This window comes from Citrobacter sp. S55_ASV_140 (genome assembly GCF_018919505.1).
GTDB lineage: Bacteria > Pseudomonadota > Gammaproteobacteria > Enterobacterales > Enterobacteriaceae > Citrobacter > Citrobacter werkmanii.
This window is the reverse complement of the sequence record NZ_JAHLQZ010000087.1, coordinates 1-16,613: the sequence shown is the minus strand read 5'-3', so window position 1 is coordinate 16,613 and position 16,613 is coordinate 1. Positions and strand designations below refer to the sequence as shown.

Here is a 16,613-nt window from a genome sequence, read left to right as displayed (position 1 = left end):
GTTATACTCATGAGACCGCCCTGCTCGCTTCGCGGAAATTACTGAGTCAACAACCGTTACCCGACGCAGTATTTGCCACCGACAGTTTAAAGTTAATGAGTTTATATCGCGTGGCGGCTGAGAAAAATATCGCCATTCCGCAACAGCTTGCCGTTGTAGGCTACAGTAATGAACTGCTGTCATTTATGCTGACACCCGTGCCGGGAGGCATTGATGTCCCAACCCAGCAACTCGGCGAACAAAGCTGTAATTTATTATTTAATCTGATTGCCGGTGAGAAAGGCTTACAAAATATCACCGTGGGTACGCAAATATCGTTGGCCGACTCACTGGTGTAAAAACAGGGGCATAACAATGCCCCTGCACATTTTAGAATGCGTAATTCACACCAATCCCCGCATAATGGAATCTGTCGCTTTCACCTTCGTCGTGATCTTCCCATTCATAGGCATATTCCAGTGACATTGATAAACCATTTTGGAAATCATAAGCATACAGTAAACCAAGGCGATTGAAATCATGCCCTTCACGTTCTGGATCATCCTGCCAGTCCCAGTTCGTCCAGCGGTCGAGGCCAATACGGGTGTACGGCGTCAGGGTGGTATTGCCGAAAGACAACGGTAAGTAAGCACGAATTTCCTGGGTTGAGAACTCACCATTATTACGCGAGTCCGCCAGATTAAAGCCGCGTTCGAGATAATAGTTGACCGTTAAGCCCACCGTTTCGTTGAAGGAATAATTCAGACCGGTTTCGCTTTCAACGCGGCTATCTGAGTAACCCGTGGTACTCAAGTCATTGACGAATTGATACATTGCCAGCCAGCCGCTAAAACGCAAATCGTCGCTAAGTTTAATATCCCAGTCCGGCTGAACTTTCCAGCGCTGCATATTGGCAGTGTCTTTTCCTGGTTCATTAACATAGTGATAGCCGTAATTACGGAAACCACCGGTCAGGCCGAAATTAACATCCTCGCTTTCGAGGAATTGATAGCGAACTTCCAGTTCCGGGCGATCAAACCAGGTACCGCGTTTCCCCTCGCTGTAATCAACCGGACCTTCCTGATAATAGGCCACAGATATTTTCCATGGTCCATTGGACGCATTAAAATAGACTGACGGCTCAGCCAGTCCATCCATATCTTCGCCCTGACCTTCAACGTTTTCTATTTCGTACATGGCACCGATATTAAAGCGCCAGTCATTTTTTTCAGCGGCCTGCACGCAGGCCACTCCTGCGCTCATAATCAGCGCAGTAGCGGACAGTAGGGTTTTCATTATTATTCCTTGTTAAAATACTCTAAAAAAACACCAAGATTCGGGGGGTATCCCCCCGGAATTTTATTGAATAGCCACTTCAGTGTCAGCATCAAAGAAATGGCATTTCGCCATATCAAAATGAATAGTGATATTTTCTCCTGCGTGATAATCATTCACTGCCCCAGCACGGACCACTAACTCATGCCCCCCAACGATGGTATAAAGCATAAACTCAGCGCCTGTTAATTCTGCGACGCTAATTTTTGCTGATACATTATTTTCATTATTAAGCTGCGGATGTATGTCTTCAGGACGAATACCCAGCGTAACGGCCTGATGCTCATAACCCTGCGCTTTTAGCTGTGCTAATTTATTTTCGGGAATGGTTAACTTCAGCGTTTCGGTAACGAATTTATTACCATCAATCGCGCCACGAATAAAATTCATGGCCGGCGACCCAATAAATCCGGCGACGAACATATTTGCCGGGTGGTTATACACCGTTTTCGGTGCGCCAACCTGTTGAACAATGCCATCCTTCATAATCACAATACGCGTCGCCATCGTCATGGCTTCGGTTTGATCATGGGTAACATATATCATGGTGGTATTCAGTTTCTGATGCAGTTTGCTAATTTCTGCCCGCATCTGCACGCGAAGTTTGGCATCGAGATTCGATAAAGGCTCATCCATCAGGAAGACCCCCGCCTCACGAACAATCGCACGTCCCAGCGCCACGCGCTGGCGCTGACCACCGGATAACGCGCCAGGTTTACGCTGCAGATAATCGCGCAGGCCAAGGATTTGCGCCGCCCAGTTAACGCGCTCCTCGATCACCGCCGGAGCAATTTTCTGCATCTTCAGGCCAAACGCCATATTGTCATAGACGGTCATGTGCGGGTACAACGCATAGTTCTGAAAAACCATCGCAATATTGCGCGATTTCGCCGGCACATCATTCATCCGTTTACCGTCAATCAGCAGATCGCCGCCGCTGATCTCTTCCAGGCCGGCGATCATGCGCAACGTCGTAGACTTCCCGCAACCGGAAGGCCCAACAAAAACAATAAACTCTTTGTCTTCGATTTCCAGATTGAAGTCTTTAACGACGTGCACCTGGTTGTCGTAAATTTTTTGAATATGTTGCAACGAAAGCTGTGCCATGTTGAATCCTTTACTTGTCGTGTTGCCAGAAAGCCGATAAGCACGGCCACGTCAGAAATTCGGTTGAAGGGAGCTGCAAGTTTGCCCCGTTCAGCCCCGTACCGATGCCAACAGAGCGCATGCCGCAGGCGTTGATCGCATCAACGCCCGCTTGAGCATCTTCTATGCCAATGCACTGCTGCGGGTCAACGCCAAGACCCGCACAGGCAGCCAGAAAAATCTCCGGATCCGGTTTCGAACGGGTAATCAGCGCCGCATCCGCACAAAAGTCAAAACAAGCGCTAAGATCAAGCGCCTGTAAAATAGTGGGCGCATTGAGCGACACGGAGGCCAGCCCCACCGGAATCCGCTCTTCCCGTAATGTCATTAACAGTTCGCGAATCCCAGGCAATACTGAGTCGACCGTTAACTGACACAGAGAATGGACGTACAGACGATTTTTTCTCTCAGCCAATTGTGCGCAAGTCTCGGGAGTAAACTCCCCCGCCTTTCCGCCGTGGTGCAAAATACGCTGCAGTGACTCGCCACGACTAATCCCTTTCAGGCTGTCATTAAATGCTTCGTCGATCGCAATCCCTATTTCGTCGGCTACCTGCCGCCACGCCAGGAAATGCAGATGCGCGGTATCGGTAATCACGCCATCCAAATCAAAAATGATGGCCTGTGGTTTGAGTATCATTCATCGTCCCCTTTTGTGGTAGCGGTCCCATGAATAGACGTAATAATACCGTCATAGGTAATCGCTGACGCCCCCTGGACGGCGATCTTTTCGCCATTAACCCACAAGGTAATACGCTCAGTGCTGCTAATGCGGATCTCTGCTTTATTGATAGTGACCTGCATATCAACGCCCTGCCAACGCAGTGGGAAAGAGAGAGTTTGCCAATGGTCAGGCAATGCAGGGGCAAGATGTAACTCCCCGTGGCGAACATTCACGCCAGCAAATCCCTGAATTGCGCCCAGCCAGATGGCCCCCGTCGCCGCTGCGTGAATACCGTCATCACAGCTATGTGGATCGTCTCCGAGATCGATAAGCGATCCTTCACGCCAGAAGCGATACCCCTGCTCTGAATCCCCACAACGCGCAGCCACAATCCCATGGATAGCCTTACTCAAAGACGAGTCATGAATGGTGCGCGGCTCGTAAAACCGCAGGTTCGCCAGACAGGTTTGCGGGTTGAATTGCTCCGGCAGCATATAAGTCAGCATCACCACATCGGCCTGTTTGAGAATTTGCATCTCATTGACCTCTGCGCGGGAGTAATCGAGCAAAATCGTCTGCTTGCCCGCTTTCGCTTTGTAACTGGACAGATCGATAACCGGTTTGCTCAAGAAGGTGTCGTCCTGAGGTAACACGCCATCGGACAACGCTTCCGGTCGCCACAGATGGCGTAAAAAATGCTCAGCACGGTGAATAAAGGTCTCATCGCTACAGCCCAGGCGACGCGCAAAACCGAGCGCCTGCTCCACGTTGTACCAGGCCATGTAGTTGGTGAACGCATTGTTGTTCACATGCTCTGTGTATTCATCCGGGCCAATTACATTGTGGATCTCTAAACGGTCATTAACCATGACGGCTCTGCTGATCCAGAACTTCGCTGTTTCCAGAAGCAGCGTTATACCTTCACGGGACATAAAGTTCATATCCCCGGTGGCATGCCAGTAATTAATCACCGCCCAGGCTATATCCGCCACGAGATGATGCTCAGCCTGTGCGGAGGCCACTTTCTGCCGCAGCCCGGTACGGATGTTGATCGCCGCGAATTCAGGCGTCTCCTCCTCACCGCTGCGCGCGCTCTCCCAGGGAAACAGCGCCCCCTGCCAACCATTGCGGCGGGCTTTCTCACGTGCGCCCGACAAATTATGCCAGCGGTAACGTAATAAACTTCTTGCGGTTTTCGGCTCGGTGAAGAGATGGAACGGTAACAGAAAGACCTCGGTATCCCAGAAAACGTGACCTTTATACCCTTCGCCTGTCAGACCTTTCGCCGCAATACTGCTGCGCTCATCGTGATCTGGCGTCATTACACGCAAATGATAGAGCGCATAATCCAGCGCTCGCTGATCGCTCATATCATTACTGGTGACCTGAACGCGACGGCTTTGCCACCAGGCATGCCAGTTAGCGGTCGACTCTGCCAGCAGCGCATCGTATCCCTGCTGGGCGCACGCTTCCAGATTACGTAGCGACTGGCGTGCCCAGGTTTCCAGCGACAGGCTGCGCTCGCTCGCCCAGTCGATCCAGCTAATTTTCGTCAGCGTAACGCGTTGTCCGGTTTTCGCCTGCACGCTATTGTGTTGTAACAACCGACGTTCTTTGGCGGTGAAGCAGCGCTGCGCCGCACCGTCTACGTCGCAAAACGTCGCGATCGCGATATCGTTGCGATTGTCCTGGGTGGTGTAAATGCCTTGCAGCAGATGCTGACCAAATACCCGGACCTGCGTTTCATCCAGATGCTGACGTCCATGATTGGTGATCGTGGCATCAATCCCGGTTGAGATGCCAATGCTCGCATCACCATCCAGCGGGGTAACGGCAACTTCCATAGCAAACAGCGGCAGTTTTTGCGCCGAGACAAACCGCCGGCTCTCAATAGCGAAACGTGCGCCGCCGGGCGCTCGCCAGACCAGGGTACGGCGTAATTCTCCGCTGGCAAAATCCAGTTCACGGTGCCAGCGCTCAATCACACCGCTGGTTAGCGAGAAAATCTCACCATTAAGCGCGATCTCCACGCCCACCACATCAGGCAGATTAACCAGTTCATTAATCTCACCTTTCCCCGCCCGGTGATACAGTCCCGCCAGATACATGCCGCGAGTTTGTAAGGTGTAGGCTTCTTCGTGGCTGGCGCGAATCCCCATATAGCCGTTGCCAAGCGTCATCAGCGACGCATATTTGTTGAGGCTGTGTGGGCAAAAAGCCGGTTCGGTTAGCATTACTGGCTTCGTCATAAGTCTACATATGTTCCTGTTTCAGCCGATTCATACAGTGCGGCAACCAGTTGTTGAATTACGACGCCCTGCTCTGCGTCCGCAATAGCGACAGGCTCGCCCTGAACGTGATTCACGAAGGCCTCCATGCTGCGAAAATGACGATTGTCATCGGCTATTTCGCGCTGGAACAACACGTCCAGCGTCCCGTCACGATCGGTATAGACCTGCGCCGGAAATAAGGTCGCCCCGGCAAGATCGCCGCAGAAATTGACGTTCATAATCGATTGTTCAGGAATATTCAGCGCGAAAGAGGTCTCAAGACGCAGGATCCCGCCGTTATGAAATTCGATCGTGCCGAACAGAGAATCCTCAACGGTGTACGTCGCGGGATCCCATGCCCCGAACTGGCCGCTGCTCTTACGTGTGCCAATACGCTGATAGCTGTGCGCGTTAACACGCTTTACCGCCGGGAAGCCCAACACATACATCGCGGCATCAAGCATATGGATACCGATATCAATCAGCGGCCCACCGCCCTGCAGTTCCTTGTTGGTAAAAACACCCCAGCCGGGTACGCCGCAGCGACGCAAAGCGCGGACATTAGTGACATAGATTTCGCCCAGCGCGCCTGCCATCACCTGTTCGCGAAGCAACTGGGTATCCAGTGCGAAACGATGGTGAAAATCATATGCCAGTACTTTTCCCATCCGCCGCGCCGTTTTACACATCTCCAGCGCCTCATCTGGCGTCATGGCCGGGGGCTTTTCGCACATCACATGACAGCCAGCGTTCAGCGCCAACATGGTGTGTTCATAATGAAAACGATTGGGCGAACAGATACTGACGATATCTGGCTTTGCTTCGCGTAACATCGTCTGTGGATCGTCCCAAACCTGCGGATTACCGTATTTCTCTGCCAGCACCTGCGCCTGTGACAGGCGGCTGTCACAGACAGCCACCAGTTCCAGATCGTTGCGGGTGCAGTAGTACGAAGCATGAACTTTATCCGCTACCTGCCCGGCGCCGATAATGGCGACACGTAGCGGAGCGCTTGTCAGTGCACTTTTCACGGAAATCCTCTTAGCAGGTACGCAGCCAGGCCAGCGACTGACGGTATGCTTCCGGCAGGTTCTCCGCCCGTACCCGTCCTTCATACACTACGTAACCCTGATAATTATCTTCACGCAGTTGGTCAAACAGCGCAGAGAAATCCAGCGTACCGCTCCCCGGCTGATAACGATGGTTATCCGCAATATGCACGTGACCCAGCAGATCGCGATTATCGTGCAGCGCCTGCGCCATATCGTCTTCTTCGATATTCATGTGGTAAAAATCACCAATGATTTGCACATGCTTCAGGTTGTTTTCCACGATATAGCGGCGAGCATCCGCCAGGGTGTTGATCATATGATCCTGATAGCGATTGAGCGGCTCGAGATACACCACCGTGCCCGTACGTTCAGCGACTTTATCGAGATAAATCAATGAATCACTGACGGCTTTGCGATCGCCTTCCAGGCTACGCGGAGAGGTCATCGGCGGTAGGCGGAAGGTAAACATGCCCCAGGCGGCAGGGACAATAATCCCTTGCCCGCCGACTTCGGCCAGCGCTTCAAGAATGCGGGTGATCTGCTGTAAACCATTCAAACGACGTTCTTCGATAAAATCACCGATCCAACCGTCATACCCTCCGCAGGCGGTGGTAACAGGCAGACCCGTTTCTTTGATCGCCGCTTTCACTTCCTCAAGATTGTTGACCAGCAATTTGCCGTCAATTTCAAAACCATCAAAACCCATATCTTTGATGTAACGGAATTTCTCGAGAATATTTCCCGGGAAAAAAGCCTGATTCTGTGTTCCGATTTTCATTTTCTGTATTCCTTAATTAAAACGTCACGCCCATTTTGATGCTCTGTTCCGGATGGCGATCGACATACTGCATATAGCTTTCCGGGCTGCTGGCGAAGGTGACTACCGGGTCGATAAGTTCTTCACAGTTCAGATAACCGTTCATCAACAGTTCCCAGCAGGTCTCCTCAATGCGCTTGCGATTCCAGCGCGGATAATCTGGATTTGGTTCACTGCAGGCGCGGGAGAAGACAATTTTGGCGTTGTTGAAATGCGCTTCACGGCCCAGGTTAAATCCTTCGGCAAAAGGCTTAGCGAAGGCGACATAGGAGATGGTGCCGCCATAGGCCAGCCCGCGTAACGCTGATTGCAGCGCATCCGCATAGCCGCTGGTTTCGATGATCACATCTGCGCCCTGTTTGCCGGTCAGCTTTTTAATTTCCATTCCCACGTCGGTGCCAATCGGATTCAGGCAGAAATCAGCCCCATGACGACGCGCGATATCACAGCGATGGGCAATCGGATCCACGCCAATCACCACTGACGCTCCCGCTTTCTTAGCCAGTTGCACGGCGATCTGGCCAATTGCCCCTAACCCGACGATGACCACAAAGTCGCCGACGCGCACATTGGCATCACGCACACCGCTCATGGCGAACTGTGCCGGGTCATAGCACACGGCATTTTTCCACGAACTGCCTTCCGGCATTTTGCGCAGTTTGTAGTTGTTCACGGCATTAAAGATGACCGTTTCTGCCAGTGGACCATATCCGCAGACAGAGTCGCCGACCGCGTAGTCGGTCACATCGCTACCACACTCAATGACATCGCCCACCACCATGTTGCCAAGCTGGAACTTACCGAACTCGATTCCGCGCGGCGCCCCTTCCGGACGCGGCATAAACATTTGCCATTCGCCGTTAAAATCTTCATCAATAAACGGACTGGCAGCGCGGAAATCGACTACTTCAGTGCCATGTTTGGGTGCGCCAAAACGTACGCGGACTTTCACTTCATTGGCGGATACCGCTCTGTCTTCATATTCCACCAGCGCTGCAACACGCGGTTCGGTGGCAACTAACTTCTTCATTTACAACTCCTTAATTAAACTGGCCGCTTAGCCTTTCACGCCGCCTGCGGTCAAACCACTCTTAATAAAACGTTCGGAAAGCGCATACATAATGACCACCGGCAATGCGGTAACCAACGATGCGGCCATCATGCGTCCCCAGATATAGTCAGGCGTACTGAACAGCGCGTTCAGACCGACCGGTAAGGTAAAATTGCTGGCGCTGGAGAGGAAAATCGAGGCAAACAGATAATCATTCCACGCGACCATAAAGCAGTACACAAAGACCGAAACCAGACCAGACATGGCCAACGGCACGGTGATGCGAAAGATAATTTGCAGACGATTTAATCCATCCATCATCGCGGCCTCTTCGATCTCATCCGGAATGGTGTCGAAGTAGCTTTTCAACATGAACACGGCTGTCGGCAGCGTTTGGGTCACCATGGTGATAATCAACGCCATTTCGGTGTCATAAATGCCGAGGGCCGTAATGATTTTGAACAACGGCACCACCAGCAAAATCCCCGAGAACATGTACACCGTGTAAAAGCTGGCGTTGATGGTCATCCGTCCCTTAAAACGCAGGCGGGACAGCGCATACGCTCCGAGGACGCCGAGAAACACCGCCACCACAGATGACGAGACCGATACCACCAGGCTATTACGGAAGTAGTCAACAAACGGGAAGATCATCGGGTTGAAAATGTCGATGTAATGTTCCAGCGTCCATTGCTGAGGTAACAGCGTGGGATGCAGCGAAATCGCCTCTTTTGCGCTTTTAAATGAGGTCATCAGCATCACAAAAAACGGAAATAACGTGATACCGAGGAAGACAATTAATCCACAGTAAAAGCCGATGCGGCCAAGCGTGCGCTTATTTGTTGCCATTGAGGTTCACCCGTTTTCTGGTCAGCAGGATAACAGCGAAAATGATGACGAAGAGGACGACAGAAATAGCGGCCGCTTTACCCAGGTCATTGAATGCAAAAGCCGTTTTATAGAGATAGACCCCGAGAATATCGACTTTGGTGGTCAGCAGATAAACATCGGCGAACATATAGAACATCCAGATCGTACGCAGGGTGACTACGGTCGCCAGCACCGGCATGATCGCTGGCAGCGTGACGATACGAAACCGTTGCCAGGCGTTCGCGCCATCCATTTCCGCCGCCTCATACAACGATTTATCAATAGTCTGCAAAATCGCCAGAAATGAGATAAAGGCATACGGGAAGTAGCGCCAGATGGCGAAAAGTACAACCAATGCGAAGCTGCTGCCGGGATTGTCGAACCACAGCGGCGCCTGATCGTACAGATGCAGCAGATCCACGCCGAGGTAGTTCACAATGCCGTAGCCGTTGTTGAACATGTATTTCCAGGCAAACACCAGCGAAATTGATGGCGTTACGTAAGAGAGGATCACCAGCGAGCGCGCCGTTTTTCGCAAACGAAACTCACGGTTAAAAAACATCGCCACTCCCAGCCCCAGCACCGTGCTCCCGGCAACAACCAGCGCGGTATACCAGACCGTCATCCACAGCGAATGCCAGAATCCGGGATCGGTTAAGATACGGATATAGTTGCTCAAGCCGACAAATGTTGACTCAATTTGTGGATTAAGCGGCAGACGCATAAAGCTGATTTCGATGTTAGATATCATCGGCCATGCGACTAAACCACCCAGCAAGAGCAAGCTGGGCGCCAGCAGCAGCATGGCAAATGGCATATCCGATCGACCTGAGAAGAACTTATTCATCACGGCTTTCCATTTCCCCATTAGCGCTGTTCAACAAGGTCATCCAGTTTGGTCTGGCTTGCCTTCATCGTCGTTGAAAGATCGGCTTTTCCTACCGTGACGTTGTGCACCATGGTGCTTATGATACCGGAACCCGTAACGTCGCCCATGCGGGTAAAGTTCTTATCGCCGACTGCGCCAAACACCTGAATATTCGGCAGTTCGGCAATCAGTTGATCGGGTAATTCACCCAGTGCTTTAATAACGGGGTTATCTTTCCACGTTGCGGTATTCACCACTGCTTTATTGACCGGGAGCGCAGCGCCAGGGGACATCATCACCCAGTCAGCAATGTTGTCGGCCTGCTCCATAAAGGTGACAAATTTTTCTGCGGCTTCTGTCTCTTCGGTTTTTTGACCTGCGGTTATGGTCAGCGATGTCAACATGCCGTAGACGGCAGACGTTTTTTCCGTCGGAACCATAAAACCAACATTTTTAGGATCCCCCTCCTTAATCACCGCCGGGAGGATATAGGTGGAATAAATAGCCATCGGCGCAGTGCCGTTCATGAAAGCGTCTTTGACCTCCATGATGTCGTTAGATCCCGGCATGGTATTCATCGCAAGCTGGCGGTAATACTGCAACGCCTGGGCCATCTCCGGCGTGTCGAGCGTGATCTTTCCCTGCGCATCGAAAACGTTAGCCTGGTTAGAGAGCGCGAACTGAGAGAAGGACTGTTCGGTCAATACGCTTTCCGCCGTAGGTAGCGCAATACCATATTTTTTACTGCCCGGATCGTTTAACTTCTGCGCCACTTCGAGCAGTTGCTGCCAGTCTTTCGGCTCTTCCAGCCCTGCTTTTGCCAGTGCATCTTTGCGATACCAGACCCCACCAATCCAGGCGCTAACCGGTACCCCAGTCCATGCAGAGCCATCTTCGGTACGCACAATACGCAGTACGCCATCATAAAACGCGTCTTCACCCACACCGTTGATGACCTGCGCCACCGCTTTGCGATCGATAAGCGATTCTTTGTCCATGACTTTCGCGTAGTCATGGCTGGTTTCAATGACTTCAGGAAGTGAACCGCTACGTGCGAGGGTAATCACTTTGGTGTTGTAAGCATCCTCTTCAACAGGAACCTGTTTGACGCTGATACCGGGGTTCTCTTTTTCAAAGCGCTCAATCAGTTTGGCAATAACCGCCTGCCGCTCCTGTTCTACAGAAGAGTGCATAAATTCAATCGCGACAGAGGATTTTTTATCATCCTTACACCCGGTAACCAGGGCGCAGGACACCAGTGCTGAAATCAGCACAATTTTAGCTTTAAGCATGGAATGTTCCTTTTTATTTCTTAATCCACATAACCTGCCAGGCGTGTAACGTTAATTCCTTACCCGAAATACTTTCTTCGCTAATCAAATCAAATCCATTTTCAATATCAATATTAATGGTTTGTGTCTGAGCGCTGATATTAAATAAACCAGTAATTTCTTCGCCTGTTTCTGCCGTACGTTTAATTTGCATAACGGCCGGTGTAACACTGTTAATCTTAAAATCACTATCAGGATGAAATGCTTTGTTATTACGCCGCAGAACAATTAATCGGGATAACTCATGGTAAATGGCGTGACGCAAACAAGTTTCCTCGGCCAGTTCCGTTTCTATTTGTCTTATATGATATTTTTTACGGTTGATCGCCCGGTTATAACCCAGTTTTTCCACACCTTCATAGTCATTGCGCGATCCGAGGATACTTTGAATATAAATCGCTGGCACACCAGGAAAACTCAGCAAAATGGCATGGGCAAGTATAAAGCGGGAAAATCTTTCAGCATCACTGCTATTACCCGGCGTTAACGCATCCATATAGGTTACGTTAATTTCATACGGGCTTCGGCTACCATCAGGATTATTCTTCCAGTTAACCAGGGCGCCTTCCTGTTGTAATTCCGTCACCAGTCGCATGATTTCATCTTCAGGTAACAGGCCCCGTAACGGGTTGAGGCCAATTCCGTCATGCGATGCGAGGAAATTAAACCATGTGGTCTCAGTCGATGGCAGTTCCAGTGATTGCGCCCACTGACACAATGTCGTTGTATCCTGGCGTTGCACCGCATGCAGCACCAACGGCGGCAGCGAGAACTGGTACACCATGTGCGCCTCATCGCGGCCATTACCGTAATAGGAAATGTTATCCTTATGCGGAACGTTCGTTTCAGTAATAATCGCCGTACCAGGTGCCGCGCAGTCAGCAATAGCGCGGAACAGTTTGATAAGCTGATGCGTTTTTTCCAGGTGAATACAGGTTGTCCCTGGCTCTTTCCACATAAAACCAACCGCATCCAGGCGGACATAATCAGCGCCCTGCTCCAGGTAACTCAGCAGTACATCGACCATCGCCAGTAATACCAATGGATTGGCATAGTTGAGATCGATCTGGTCGTCGCTGAATGTCGTCCAGAGATGACGCACAGTATTATCTTTCAGCGTAAACGGGGTCAGTAACGGTAATGCACGTGGGCGCGTGACGTTGCTCAGGTCCGTATCAGGATCCATCGCAATAAAGAATTCTTCATAACCGTCAAGCTGTTGCAAATAGTTATTAAACCATTCGCTTTTAGCTGACATATGGTTACAAACAAAATCAAACATCAGTCGACTGGATTCAGCTAATTGCTTAATATCATTCCAGTCACCGGTTTCTTCGGCAACCTGATAGTAATTAATTACTGAAAAACCATCATCCGATGACCACGGATAAAATGGCAACAGATGCACATGAGAAAATGTCGACTTAAGCCATTCATTATAAAACTGATTAAACGTTGGCAGCGGTTTTTTATCTTCCGCGTAAAATTGATCGGCGTAGGTGATCAGAACGACATCACCTTCATCCCAATGCGCTTTACGGTTTTTTTTAATTAATTTTTGTGATTTTTCTAAACGCGCAACCAGCGCTTCATAGTGAAGTGAAGAAAATGTGTCGCCATAGACTTCACTCAGACATTTTTGGATTTTTTGGTTCACCTTCATTTCTCGTGGTAGCGGTCCCATGACGCAAGAGACTACTCTGCCGGAAATAAGCTGTCAATCAGCTGAGGTGGCCTGGAGGGGGGTTATAAAAGAATTTTGGCAGCCAAAAAATCGTATTTGTGAGCTGCCGCAAATTAACTGAGGGAATGTTGATTAATTGTTGCTTGCTTTTGTTGTTTCGGATATCAGGGTTGATTACCTGAATAGCGTTTCGACAATTTTGTCGCTGCCCGGCTCAACAAAGGTTCAAGTACTAACGCCAGCAACATTTTTAGCGGACGTCGGGCCACGGACTTCACGGCCCACCCTGCTACTCCAGCCGGGCCATAGCGCAGCGCAGTCAACAGCACCAGCTTACCTGCTATTTTAAAGCCTGGCTTTACCTTTTGCCCGGCACGTTGCCAGCGATTATTCATTTTTAACCTCACAATTGGCGGAAGCGACTGCGTAATGTGAAGGTATCAGATGTCACATAACGCTCCATCTCACGCAAACGCTTTTCACTTGCAGCCAGCTCACGATCGACAGCATCCAACAACTCACCGCTTGATGGCTGCTGTTCTCCGGAAACCACGTTGTCCGGCATCGGATCCAACACAAACGTCAGTACGATGTAGGCGACAAAGGTGAAAAAGGCCAGACCAAAAAAGATGGACAGCACCACCAGGATCCGCACCAGTTTCACAGGAACATCGAGATAATGCGCAATACCCGCGCAAACCCCTTTCACCATGCCTTGCTGCGGTATACGCCACAGTTTTTTGTTCAGATTAACGCCCCCCATTAGCGGTCCCTCCAGTTTGGATGTTCAGCATCAAGGATGTCTTCCAGCGCTTGAATGCGCTCACGCATCCGCTGTGCGTCCTGGTTAAGTTCAGCCAGACGCTGTTGTTCACTTTGCGCCAGCTCGCCGCGACTGGAACGATTGCTGTAATGCAGCCAGAGCCAAATCGGTAAGACGAACAGCACAAAGATGGTTAACGGGATGGCCAGAAATAGCGCGCTCATGAGTACTCCTTACAGGTGATGAGCGGCGGCGCGTTCGGGCACCGCCAGATATTATTATTGCTTGTCTTGCTGCATTTTGGCTTTCAATTGCGCCAACTGCTCGCTGATTTCATCATCTGCTTTCAGGTCAGCAAATTGCTGATCCAAAGACTTCTGCTTACCGAAGTTATGGCTTTCAGCTTCAGCTTCCATTTGATCGATTCGGCGCTCAAAAGATTCAAAGCGCGCCATCGCTTCATCCAGTTTGCCGCTGTCCAGTTGACGACGAACATCACGGGAAGAGCTTGCCGCCTGATGGCGCAGCATCAACGCCTGCTGACGAGCACGGGTTTCACTAAGTTTGTTTTCCAGTTCACCAATCTCTTTTTTCATGCGCGCCAGCGTATCGTCAACCAGTGTTACCTCATGCTCCAGGGAGGCAATCAGGTCAGTCAGTTTCTGTTTTTCGATTAACGCAGAACGCGCCAAATCTTCTTTCTCTTTGCGCAGCGCCAGCTCTGCTTTTTCCTGCCACTCTGCCTGTTGGGCGCTGGCCTGTTCGATACGACGCGATAACTGTTTCTTTTCTGCCAGCGCGCGTGCGGAGTTTGAGCGCACTTCAACCAGCGTGTCTTCCATTTCCTGGATCATCAACCGCACCAGCTTCTGCGGATCTTCAGCCTTTTCCAGCAACGCATTAATGTTGGCGTTCACGATGTCGGCAAAACGAGAAAAAATACCCATAATGTAATCCTCACTTACTGTTCTGATATCGGGCAATGCCCTGCTGCTGTTCTAATGCACTTCGCATGCCAACTTTTTAATCTATTGAATTATTTGAAAATATCCAATTTTACCTGCCGGGATAAATAGGGTAAATTGGTGAATAACACTAACAAATGGTGAATTTCATCATGGCAGGATACAAAGATAATCTTCTGGGCGAAGCGAACAGCTTTATTGAAGTTCTGGAGCAGGTTTCTCATCTCGCGCCGCTGGATAAACCTGTGCTGGTCATTGGGGAACGCGGTACGGGGAAAGAGCTTATCGCCAACCGCCTGCACTATCTCTCCACTCGCTGGCAAGGCCCGTTTATTTCACTTAACTGCGCGGCGCTCAACGAAAATTTACTCGATTCCGAACTTTTTGGTCACGAAGCTGGCGCCTTTACTGGCGCGCAGAAACGTCATCCGGGTCGGTTCGAACGCGCCGATGGCGGTACGCTGTTTCTTGATGAACTGGCGACTGCCCCGATGCTGGTACAGGAAAAACTGCTGCGCGTTATTGAGTACGGAGAGCTGGAACGCGTCGGCGGTAGCCAGCCGCTGCAGGTCAACGTACGACTGGTTTGCGCAACCAATGCCGACCTGCCACGGATGGTGAGTGAAGGCACGTTCCGCGCGGACCTGCTGGATCGTCTGGCTTTTGATGTGGTGCAACTCCCACCGTTACGCGAACGTCAAAGCGACATCATGTTAATGGCTGAACATTTTGCCATTCAGATGTGCCGTGAGATCGGGTTACCGTTGTTTCCAGGGTTCACCGACGAGGCCAAAGAAACGCTCCTCCACTACCGTTGGCCGGGCAATATTCGTGAGCTGAAAAACGTCGTGGAGCGTTCGGTTTACCGACACGGGACCAGCGATTACCCGCTGAATGAGATTGTGATTGACCCGTTCAGGCGTCACACCGCACCGCCGCAGGCGCAGGAAACCAGAGCTGCATCCGTAACCTTACCGCTGGATCTGCGTGAGTTCCAACAGCAGCAGGAGAAGGAATTTTTGCAAACCAGCTTACAGCAGGCAAAATTTAATCAGAAAAAAGCCGCTGAATTATTAGGTCTGACCTACCATCAGCTCCGTGCGTTACTCAAGAAACACCAAATTTAGCGTACAGGGGCAGACGTTGGACGCGAGGGTTAAAACAGTTTACCATGATGCAATCACTGTATAAAAAAACAGGTTAATCATGATGACTCTGGCGTTAGTTGGCGAAAAAATTGACAGAAACAGATTCACTGGTGCGAAAGTTGAAAATAGCACATTTTTCAACTGTGATTTTTCGGGTGCCGACCTCAGCGGCACTGAGTTTATTGGCTGCCAGTTCTATGATCGAGAAAGCCAGAAAGGGTGTAATTTTAGTCGCGCTATCCTGAAAGATGCCATTTTCAAAAGTTGTGATCTCTCCATGGCGGATTTCAGGAATGTGAGCGCGCTGGGAATCGAAATTCGCCACTGCCGCGCACAAGGTTCAGATTTTCGCGGCGCAAGTTTTATGAATATGATTACCACACGCACCTGGTTTTGTAGCGCCTATATCACCAATACCAACTTAAGCTACGCCAACTTTTCAAAAGTCGTACTGGAAAAGTGCGAGCTGTGGGAAAACCGTTGGATGGGTACTCAGGTACTGGGGGCGACGTTCAGTGGTTCAGATCTTTCCGGCGGTGAGTTTTCGTCGTTCGACTGGCGGGCCGCAAACTTTACGCACTGTGATTTGACCAATTCAGAACTGGGCGATCTCGATGTCCGGGGTGTTGATTTGCAAGGCGTCAAACTGGACAGCTACCAGGCATCGTTG

The 16,613-nt window shown here is 50.6% G+C and carries 18 protein-coding genes; 3 read left to right on the top strand and 15 right to left on the bottom strand.

All coding sequences use genetic code 11. The annotated features are described in order from the left end of the window. On the top strand, positions 1–338 hold a 338-nt coding region (locus KQJ18_RS14090), incomplete at its 5' end, for a substrate-binding domain-containing protein (protein WP_216422149.1). A gap of 31 nt (positions 339–369) precedes the next feature. On the opposite strand, the gene KQJ18_RS14085 is transcribed toward KQJ18_RS14090, so the two are convergent. The 15 genes from KQJ18_RS14085 to pspA form a co-directional block, all read right to left on the bottom strand. Continuing rightward, the gene (locus KQJ18_RS14085; protein ID WP_216422148.1) at positions 370–1,275 is read right to left on the bottom strand and encodes an OmpG family monomeric porin; all 906 of its coding nucleotides are present in this window, start codon (positions 1,273–1,275) and stop codon (positions 370–372) included. Between the two features lie 63 nt (positions 1,276–1,338). After that, on the bottom strand, positions 1,339–2,421 hold the full coding sequence (locus KQJ18_RS14080) for an ABC transporter ATP-binding protein (protein ID WP_216422147.1): 1,083 nt from the start codon (positions 2,419–2,421) through the stop codon (positions 1,339–1,341). Positions 2,422–2,431: 10 nt separating this feature from the next. Then, positions 2,432–3,100, bottom strand: a complete 669-nt coding sequence (pgmB, locus tag KQJ18_RS14075) for a beta-phosphoglucomutase (RefSeq protein ID WP_216422146.1) — start codon at positions 3,098–3,100, stop codon at positions 2,432–2,434. After that, on the bottom strand, positions 3,097–5,373 hold the full coding sequence (locus tag KQJ18_RS14070) for a glycoside hydrolase family 65 protein (protein ID WP_216422145.1): 2,277 nt from the start codon (positions 5,371–5,373) through the stop codon (positions 3,097–3,099). Before KQJ18_RS14070 ends, pgmB begins: the two co-directional genes overlap by 4 nt. Beyond that, the gene (locus KQJ18_RS14065; RefSeq protein ID WP_087856136.1) at positions 5,370–6,425 is read right to left on the bottom strand and encodes a Gfo/Idh/MocA family oxidoreductase; all 1,056 of its coding nucleotides are present in this window, start codon (positions 6,423–6,425) and stop codon (positions 5,370–5,372) included. Before KQJ18_RS14065 ends, KQJ18_RS14070 begins: the two co-directional genes overlap by 4 nt. Before the next feature lie 10 nt (positions 6,426–6,435). Continuing rightward, positions 6,436–7,224, bottom strand: a complete 789-nt coding sequence (locus KQJ18_RS14060; protein ID WP_216422144.1) for a sugar phosphate isomerase/epimerase — start codon at positions 7,222–7,224, stop codon at positions 6,436–6,438. A gap of 16 nt (positions 7,225–7,240) precedes the next feature. Then, entirely contained in the window at positions 7,241–8,293 is a 1,053-nt protein-coding gene (locus KQJ18_RS14055; RefSeq protein WP_216422143.1) for a zinc-binding alcohol dehydrogenase, read from the bottom strand. 27 nt (positions 8,294–8,320) lie between these two features. Then, on the bottom strand, positions 8,321–9,163 hold the full coding sequence (locus tag KQJ18_RS14050; protein WP_038640909.1) for a carbohydrate ABC transporter permease: 843 nt from the start codon (positions 9,161–9,163) through the stop codon (positions 8,321–8,323). Further along, entirely contained in the window at positions 9,150–10,031 is an 882-nt protein-coding gene (locus tag KQJ18_RS14045; protein ID WP_038643191.1) for a sugar ABC transporter permease, read from the bottom strand. Before KQJ18_RS14045 ends, KQJ18_RS14050 begins: the two co-directional genes overlap by 14 nt. A gap of 20 nt (positions 10,032–10,051) precedes the next feature. Then, positions 10,052–11,344 carry an ABC transporter substrate-binding protein gene (locus tag KQJ18_RS14040; protein WP_216422141.1) on the bottom strand — a complete coding sequence of 431 codons (1,293 nt, stop codon included), beginning with the start codon at positions 11,342–11,344 and terminating at the stop codon, positions 10,052–10,054. 13 nt (positions 11,345–11,357) lie between these two features. After that, entirely contained in the window at positions 11,358–13,040 is a 1,683-nt protein-coding gene (locus KQJ18_RS14035) for a sugar phosphorylase (RefSeq protein ID WP_216422139.1), read from the bottom strand. 191 nt (positions 13,041–13,231) lie between these two features. Then, positions 13,232–13,462, bottom strand: a complete 231-nt coding sequence (gene pspD / locus KQJ18_RS14030) for a phage shock protein PspD (protein WP_038640914.1) — start codon at positions 13,460–13,462, stop codon at positions 13,232–13,234. Between the two features lie 8 nt (positions 13,463–13,470). Then, positions 13,471–13,830, bottom strand: coding sequence for an envelope stress response membrane protein PspC (pspC, locus tag KQJ18_RS14025; RefSeq protein ID WP_004193243.1), 360 nt, complete (start codon positions 13,828–13,830; stop codon positions 13,471–13,473). Then, entirely contained in the window at positions 13,830–14,054 is a 225-nt protein-coding gene (pspB, locus tag KQJ18_RS14020) for an envelope stress response membrane protein PspB (RefSeq protein ID WP_038640917.1), read from the bottom strand. The genes pspC and pspB overlap by 1 nt, the downstream gene beginning before the upstream one ends. A 54-nt stretch (positions 14,055–14,108) precedes the next feature. Continuing rightward, positions 14,109–14,777, bottom strand: coding sequence for a phage shock protein PspA (pspA, locus tag KQJ18_RS14015; protein WP_003020532.1), 669 nt, complete (start codon positions 14,775–14,777; stop codon positions 14,109–14,111). A gap of 155 nt (positions 14,778–14,932) precedes the next feature. Between pspA and pspF the strand changes: the two genes are divergently transcribed. Both pspF and KQJ18_RS14005 read left to right on the top strand, forming a co-directional pair. Then, entirely contained in the window at positions 14,933–15,922 is a 990-nt protein-coding gene (pspF, locus tag KQJ18_RS14010) for a phage shock protein operon transcriptional activator (protein WP_216422138.1), read from the top strand. 82 nt (positions 15,923–16,004) lie between these two features. Beyond that, a partial coding sequence (locus tag KQJ18_RS14005) for a QnrB family quinolone resistance pentapeptide repeat protein (protein ID WP_216422151.1) occupies positions 16,005–16,613 on the top strand: 609 nt, incomplete at its 3' end.